Annotated in this window: 4 protein-coding genes and 1 pseudogene; 2 read left to right on the plus strand and 3 right to left on the minus strand. The window is 72.0% G+C overall.

The window, feature by feature from the left end; all coding sequences use genetic code 11:
• Window positions 1-709 precede the first annotated feature (709 nt).
• Window positions 710-2,332: a glycoside hydrolase family 10-like protein gene (locus tag ACFQS1_RS40105; protein WP_378978253.1), complete on the minus strand. Its 1,623-nt coding sequence runs from the start codon at window positions 2,330-2,332 to the stop codon at window positions 710-712.
• Between the two features lie 62 nt (window positions 2,333-2,394).
• Between ACFQS1_RS40105 and ACFQS1_RS40110 the strand changes: the two genes are divergently transcribed.
• Window positions 2,395-3,267: an NAD(P)/FAD-dependent oxidoreductase gene (locus ACFQS1_RS40110; RefSeq protein ID WP_378978259.1), complete on the plus strand. Its 873-nt coding sequence runs from the start codon at window positions 2,395-2,397 to the stop codon at window positions 3,265-3,267.
• Here the strand turns inward: ACFQS1_RS40110 and glgA are convergent.
• Complete coding sequence (gene glgA / locus ACFQS1_RS40115) at window positions 3,249-4,445, minus strand: glycogen synthase (protein ID WP_378978255.1); 1,197 nt, start codon at window positions 4,443-4,445, stop codon at window positions 3,249-3,251. The two genes, ACFQS1_RS40110 and glgA, sit on opposite strands and share 19 nt — an antisense overlap.
• Before the next feature lie 133 nt (window positions 4,446-4,578).
• Here glgA and glgC point away from each other — a divergent pair, with 133 nt between their 5' ends.
• Window positions 4,579-5,811 carry a glucose-1-phosphate adenylyltransferase gene (gene glgC / locus ACFQS1_RS40120; RefSeq protein WP_378978257.1) on the plus strand — a complete coding sequence of 411 codons (1,233 nt, stop codon included), beginning with the start codon at window positions 4,579-4,581 and terminating at the stop codon, window positions 5,809-5,811.
• 102 nt (window positions 5,812-5,913) lie between these two features.
• On the opposite strand, the pseudogene ACFQS1_RS40125 reads toward glgC, so the two are convergent.
• Window positions 5,914-6,276, minus strand: a pseudogene (locus ACFQS1_RS40125) (hypothetical protein); the annotation flags it as partial.

Here is a 6,276-nt window from a genome sequence, read left to right on the forward strand (position 1 = left end):
CGCCCGGCGCCGCCCGCCCGCCCGGCGCGGCCCGCCCGGCCCGGCGCCGCCCGCCCGGCCCGGCGCGGCCTCGTGCGTGGTCACGGTGGGTGCGCGCCTGTCGCGGTGTGGTGGTGGCTGGGCTGGGGCTCGCCATGGCCCAGCGCCGCGCAGTCACCGTGCGTGCCGCCCGTCGCGCTCGTTCGTCGCACCCGACTTGTCGCGCTCGTCGGTGCTTGCCGCCCCAGACGCCTGCCGCCTCACCCCTCCTCACCCTCTCCCCGCTGACCCACGTCCCGCCTCATCCCTCGCGCCGGCGGCGGGCATCGCGCGATCTTGATAACTTTGCCTGCGGGATCAAGCAGCACCTCATCATCCTGGCCGCGCCGACTCCTGCACCCCGCCGACATAACTGGATATTTCCGGACAGCCAACCCCTCAAGTGGACCCCTCGCCCGGCGGCCAGGACCCGCGGCCAGCATGCGAGACGGCCTCCCATTAACCGGAAGCACCCGCCACATCGAGGGATGCCCCGGGCTCAGCGCGACCGGCCACACCCGCCGCCACCACCCACGGCCCGGGCCATGGCAAGCCACCCGCCCAACCACGGATCACCGCAAGCATTTGTTGATCTCCGCAGCCCCCACGAACCTCCCCCGCCCCGGCACTGGGTGGGGCCGAGTAGACCACCCGGGTATGACAAGAACCGGCGGCTGTCCACAGGCAGGCCTCACTGCTGGGCGGTGTACGGCGCGCTGATCGCCCCCTCGTTGCCGGATCGATCGAGCCCGCTCAGGCAGTAGGTCGCCGGGCCGGCCGGCGGTGCCGGGTCGGCCACCTGCTGACCCGTACGCCCGGTCGCCACCAGCCTGGCCCGCGCCCCGTCGACCCGGTACAGAGCCCAGCTGGTCGCGCCCGGCGCCTGCGCGTCGAAGTGCCGCGCCGCGCCGGAACGCCACACCCTGGTCAGCGCCGGAGCGGCGGGCGGCCGGGCCGGCAGCTGCTTCATGATCGGCACCAGGGCCGGCGACGCGTAGTGGTTCTTGCTGTAGAGCGCGACCGAGCCGAGCTTGTCCGCCCGGACCATCTTGGCGCTGTAGTGCACCTCGCCCTGCACCCCGTACTTCTCGTCCATCGCCAGGTGCCGGTCGATCTCGGCCGGGTCGCTCCACGCGCCCTTCTCGCCGACCCGGTAGTCGCCCTGGCCGATCCACAGCTGCACGCCGGTGCCCTTGACCAGCGAGGCCCACCACGGCAGCAGCTTGGCGTAGTCGGCCTTGGCGAAGCCGATGTGCCAGTACAGCTGGGGCACGATGTAGTCGAGCCAGCCCTCGCGCACCCACTTGCGGGTGTCGGCGTAGATCGCGTCGTACGCCTCGAGGCCGTTGGTGGCCGAGCCGGCCGGGTCGGAGGACTTGTTGCGCCAGATGCCGAACGGGCTGATCCCGAACTTCACCCACGGCTTGAGCTGCTTGATCCGCTCGTCCATCTCGCGCACCAGGGTGTCCACGTTGTCGCGCCGCCACTGCGCGCGGGACTTGCCCCCGCCGTACGCCGCGTAGCTCGCGTCGTCGGGGAAGTCCTGGCCGCGCTGCGGGTACGGGTAGAAGAAGTCGTCGAAGTGGACGCCGTCGATGTCGTACTTGCGCACCGCCTCCAGCATCGAGTCCTCGACGAACTTGCGGGCGGCCGGGATGCCCGGGTCGAAGTAGAGGCGGGCCTGCTTGCCGGCCGGGAAGGAGATCGCCCAGTCGCGGTGGGCGAGCAGCGGATGGCCGGGCGCGAGCTTGGCGAAGTCGGCGCCGGGCCCGTCGGGGGCGGGCTGGGTTCCCCGGTACGGGTTGAACCAGGCGTGGAACTCGAGATTTCGCGCGTGCGCCCGGCTCACCATGTAGGCCAGGGGATCCCATCCGGGTGACTTTCCGTCGCGCTTTCCGGTGAGCCACTCCGACCACGGCGCGTACTCGGACGGCCAGAACGCGTCGCCGCTCGGCCGCACGTGCACGAAGATCGCGTTGTGGTGCCGGGCGACGGCGAGGTCGAGCCACCGGTCGTACTCGGCCTTGACCTGCGCCTCGCCGAGGCCGGGCCGGCTCGGGAAGTCGATGTTGAGCACCGTGGTGAGCCACATGCCGCGCAGCTCCCGGGTCGCGCTGACCGGCACGTTCGCGCACTTCCCGGCGGCCGCGGGGACGGCCGGGGCGGCACCGGGCGTCGGCGACCACACTCCCCCGGCCACGGCGGGTGGCTCGTAGACGGCGGCGCGCAGCAGGCCGAGGCCGAGCACGGCCACGGCGAACAGCAGCGAGACGAGCGGGAGGACGAGCCGGAGGGAGGGACGGCGGCGGTGCATGCCCCACAGTCTGCCTCGCCGATCCCGATCTTCGCGGGCGGCCGTAGGGTTTCGGCATGGCCGTGGTCGTGGTGGGAGCCGGCATCGCCGGGCTGGCATGCGCCCGGGAGCTGGTGGACGCCGGGGTGCCGGCGCGGGTGCTGGAACGCGAGACCCGGGTGGGTGGCCGGTTGGCCAGCGAGCGGATCGGCGGCCGCTGGGTGGACACCGGCGCGGCCTATCTGACCGCGGACGACCCGGCGTTCCTCGGCCGGCTGCAGACGTGGCGGATCGACGGGCTGGCCCGGCCGTGGACCGGCACGCTGCGCGGTCAGGCGGGCCCGCCGGCGATGCGCTGGGCGGCGCCGGGCGGGCTGAACAGCCTCGCGGCCGATCTCGCGCGCGGCGTCGAGGTCACGCTGGGTGCGATGGTCACGTCGCTGCCGGCCGCCGACGCGGTCGTGCTGGCGATGCCGGGCCCGCAGGCCCGGGCGATCGCCGACCTGCCCGCGACGCGGCAACAGTCCTGGTCCCCGGCGGTGACGGCGATTCTCACGTACGCGGAAAGGTCCTGGCCCGATTTTGCCGGCGCCTTCGTGCACGACCATCCGATCCTGGCCACGGTCTGCGACGACGGCGATCGGCGGGGCGATCGGGCGCCGGTCCTGGTCGCGCACTCGACCCCCGCTCTGGCCGCCGCCGCGGAGGACGCCGGCCCGCGGATGGCCAAGGCGGTGAGCGAGGTTCTCGGCGTCGGCGATCCGGTGTCGGTGGAGACCCGCTACTGGCCGTACGCGTCGCCCCGCCCCGGGCACGGCGCGTTCGCGCGGGACGGGAACGTCTATCTGTGCGGGGACGCCTTCGGGCGGCCCCGCGTGCAGACCGCCTGGCTCAGCGGGCGCGCGGCCGCCCGCGACATAATGCGACGGCTCGGCCTTCAGAGGACCGTGCGGTAGACCTTCATCGTCTCCTCGGCGATGTGTGACCAGCTGAAGTGCTCGACCGCGCGGCGCCGGCCGGCCAGTCCCATCGCCTTGGCCCGCGACGGATCCTCGATCAGCTCGGTCATCGCGGCGGCGAAGTCGGCGACGAAGCGGTCGGGGTGCACGGGCGTGCCGGTGCCGTCGGCGACCTGCTCGATCGGCACCAGCAGCCCGGTCTCGCCGTCGGCGACCACCTCGGGGATGCCGCCGGTCGCGGTCGCCACCACGGCGGTCTCGCAGGCCATCGCCTCGAGGTTGACGATGCCCATCGGCTCGTAGATCGACGGGCAGACGAAGACGGTCGCGTGCGTGAGGATCTGGATGACCTCGGTCTTGGGCAGCATCTCCTGCACCCAGATCACGCCGTGCTCGTCGCGGGCCGCGCGCAGCTCGGCGGCGAGCGCCTCGACCTCGGCGGCGATCTCCTTGGTGTCGGGCGCGCCGGCCAGCAGGATGATCTGTGCCCGCGGCGGCAGGCCGCGGCAGGCGCGCATCAGGTACGGCAGGCCCTTCTGCCGGGTGATCCGGCCGACGAAGACCACGCTGGGCCGGCTCAGGTCGATGCCGAGCCGCTCGATCACGTCGGTGCCGTGGTCGGGGTGGTACTGCTCGGTGTCGATGCCGTTGTAGACCACCTGGATCTTGTCGGGATCCACCGACGGGTACGCCGTGAGCACGTCGCGCTTCATGCCGCCGGACACCGCGATGACGGCGTCCGCGTTCTCGATCGCGACCCGCTCGCAGAAGCTGGACAGCGCGTACCCGCCGCCGAGCTGCTCGGCCTTCCACGGGCGCAACGGCTCGAGGCTGTGCGTGGTGACCACGTGCGGCACGCCGTGCAGAAGTTTCGCGACGTGCCCGGCGAAGTTCGCGTACCAGGTGTGGCTGTGCACGATGTCGGTGCCGGCGCAGCCGTTCGCGATCTCGAGGTCCACGCCCATCGTGCGCAGCGCCGCGTTCGCGTCCTTGAGCGCCGCGGGCTCCGGGTAGGCGGTCACGCCGGGCTCCGTGCGTGGCCGGCCGAAACAATGCACGCGTACGTCGGCCAGGCGTCGCAGGTCGCGGGACAGGTACTCGAGGTGCACGCCGGCCCCGCCGTACACCTCCGGCGGGTACTCCCGCGAGATCAGATCGACACGCAGCTCGCTCACGCCTGGAGCCTAGTGCCTCGCGCTGTTGGCGGCGCGTCGCCGCTCAAGATCGGGTAACCTGTGCCTCGCTTCTGCACGGCCCGCATCCCCTCTTCGGCTGGCGCTCATGCTGGCGGAAAGTTAGCGTCCTTCCATGGCTGTCAAGGTGCTTGCGATCGTTCTGGCCGGTGGTGAAGGTAAGCGCCTGATGCCCCTGACCGCCGACCGGGCGAAGCCCGGTGTGCCGTTCGGCGGCATCTACCGCATGATCGACTTCGTGCTGTCCAACCTGGCGAACGGCGGCTTTCTCAAGATCGTCGTCCTGACCCAGTACAAGTCGCACTCGCTGGACCGGCACATCACCAAGACCTGGCGGATGTCGACGCTGCTGGGTAACTACGTGACCCCGGTGCCCGCGCAACAGCGGCTCGGCCCGCGCTGGTTCGCCGGCTCGGCCGATGCCATCTACCAGAGCCTCAACCTGATCAACGACGAGCGTCCCGACTACGTCATCGTGTTCGGCGCCGACCACATCTACCGCATGGATCCGAAGCAGATGGTCGACGACCACATCGCCTCGGGCGCGTCGGTGACGGTCGCCGGCATCCGCCAGCCCCGGTCGCTCGCCGACCAGTTCGGCGTCATCGACGTGGGCCCGGACGGCAAGCAGATCCGCGCGTTCCGGGAGAAGCCGAAGGACGCCGAGGGCCTGCCCGACTCCCCCGACGAGGTGTACGCGTCGATGGGCAACTACGTCTTCACGGCCCGGGCGCTGATGGAGGCGGTCACCAAGGACGCGCAGAACCCCGACAGCAAGCACGACATGGGCGGCAACATCATCCCCATGCTGGTCGAGCACGGCGAGGCGAACGTCTACGACTTCCGCGACAACGAGGTCCCCGGCGCCACCGACCGCGACCGCGGCTACTGGCGCGACGTGGGCACGCTCGACAGCTTCTACGAGGCCCATATGGACCTGATCGCCACGCTGCCCATCTTCAACCTGTACAACCACGACTGGCCCATCTTCACCAACTACGGCTCCTGGCCGCCCGCGAAGTTCGTGCACGACTACTTCGAACGCCAGGGCCGCGCCATCGAGTCGATGATCTCCCCGGGCGTGGTGGTGTCCGGCTCGCTGGTGGAGCGCTCGGTGATCTCGCCGAACGTGCGGGTGAACTCGTGGGCCCACGTGGAGGGCTCGGTGCTGATGGAGGGCGTCTCGGTGGGCCGCCGGGCGATCGTCCGCAACGCCATCATCGACAAGAACGTGATCATCCCGGAGGGCGCCCAGATCGGCGTCGACCTGGACCGCGACCGCAAGCTCTACACGGTCTCCGACAACGGCATCGTCGTCATCGGCAAGGGCCAGCGGGTCGAACTCTGAGGCCCGTCCGACAACGGCATCGTCGTCCTCGGGAAGGGCCGGCGGGTCAAGCTCGGAGGCGAGGCCGCGCCGCGGCGGGGCGCCGCCGGGGAGCGCGAGCGGTCAGCTGATCTCGGAGCGGGGCACGCCGGACTCGCAGGTCACGGTCATCGTGACGAGGTCGGAGCCGTGCCGGAAGGAAACCGACGGCGACGGGCCGGGCGTCGTGTCGGCCTGCTCCATGCGATAGGAGCGGGCCGGCGCCCAGGACAGGATCCGCGCCGTGGCCGGGGCCGGGCAGTCGGCGGTGACGGTGCCGCCCCGCGAGCTGAGCGTGCGCTCCACCGGGTCGGGCGCTGGCGTCGCCGACGGCGGCGCGGACGTGCCGCCGGGGCCGGCCGGGCCAGTGGTCGCGCCGGGGCCGGTGGTCGCGCCGGGGCCGGCGATCGTGCCGGGTGCGCCGGGCGGGCGCGCGGCGGTCAGGCG

It is taken from the genome of Paractinoplanes rhizophilus, assembly GCF_042664765.1.
Taxonomy (GTDB): domain Bacteria; phylum Actinomycetota; class Actinomycetes; order Mycobacteriales; family Micromonosporaceae; genus Actinoplanes; species Actinoplanes rhizophilus.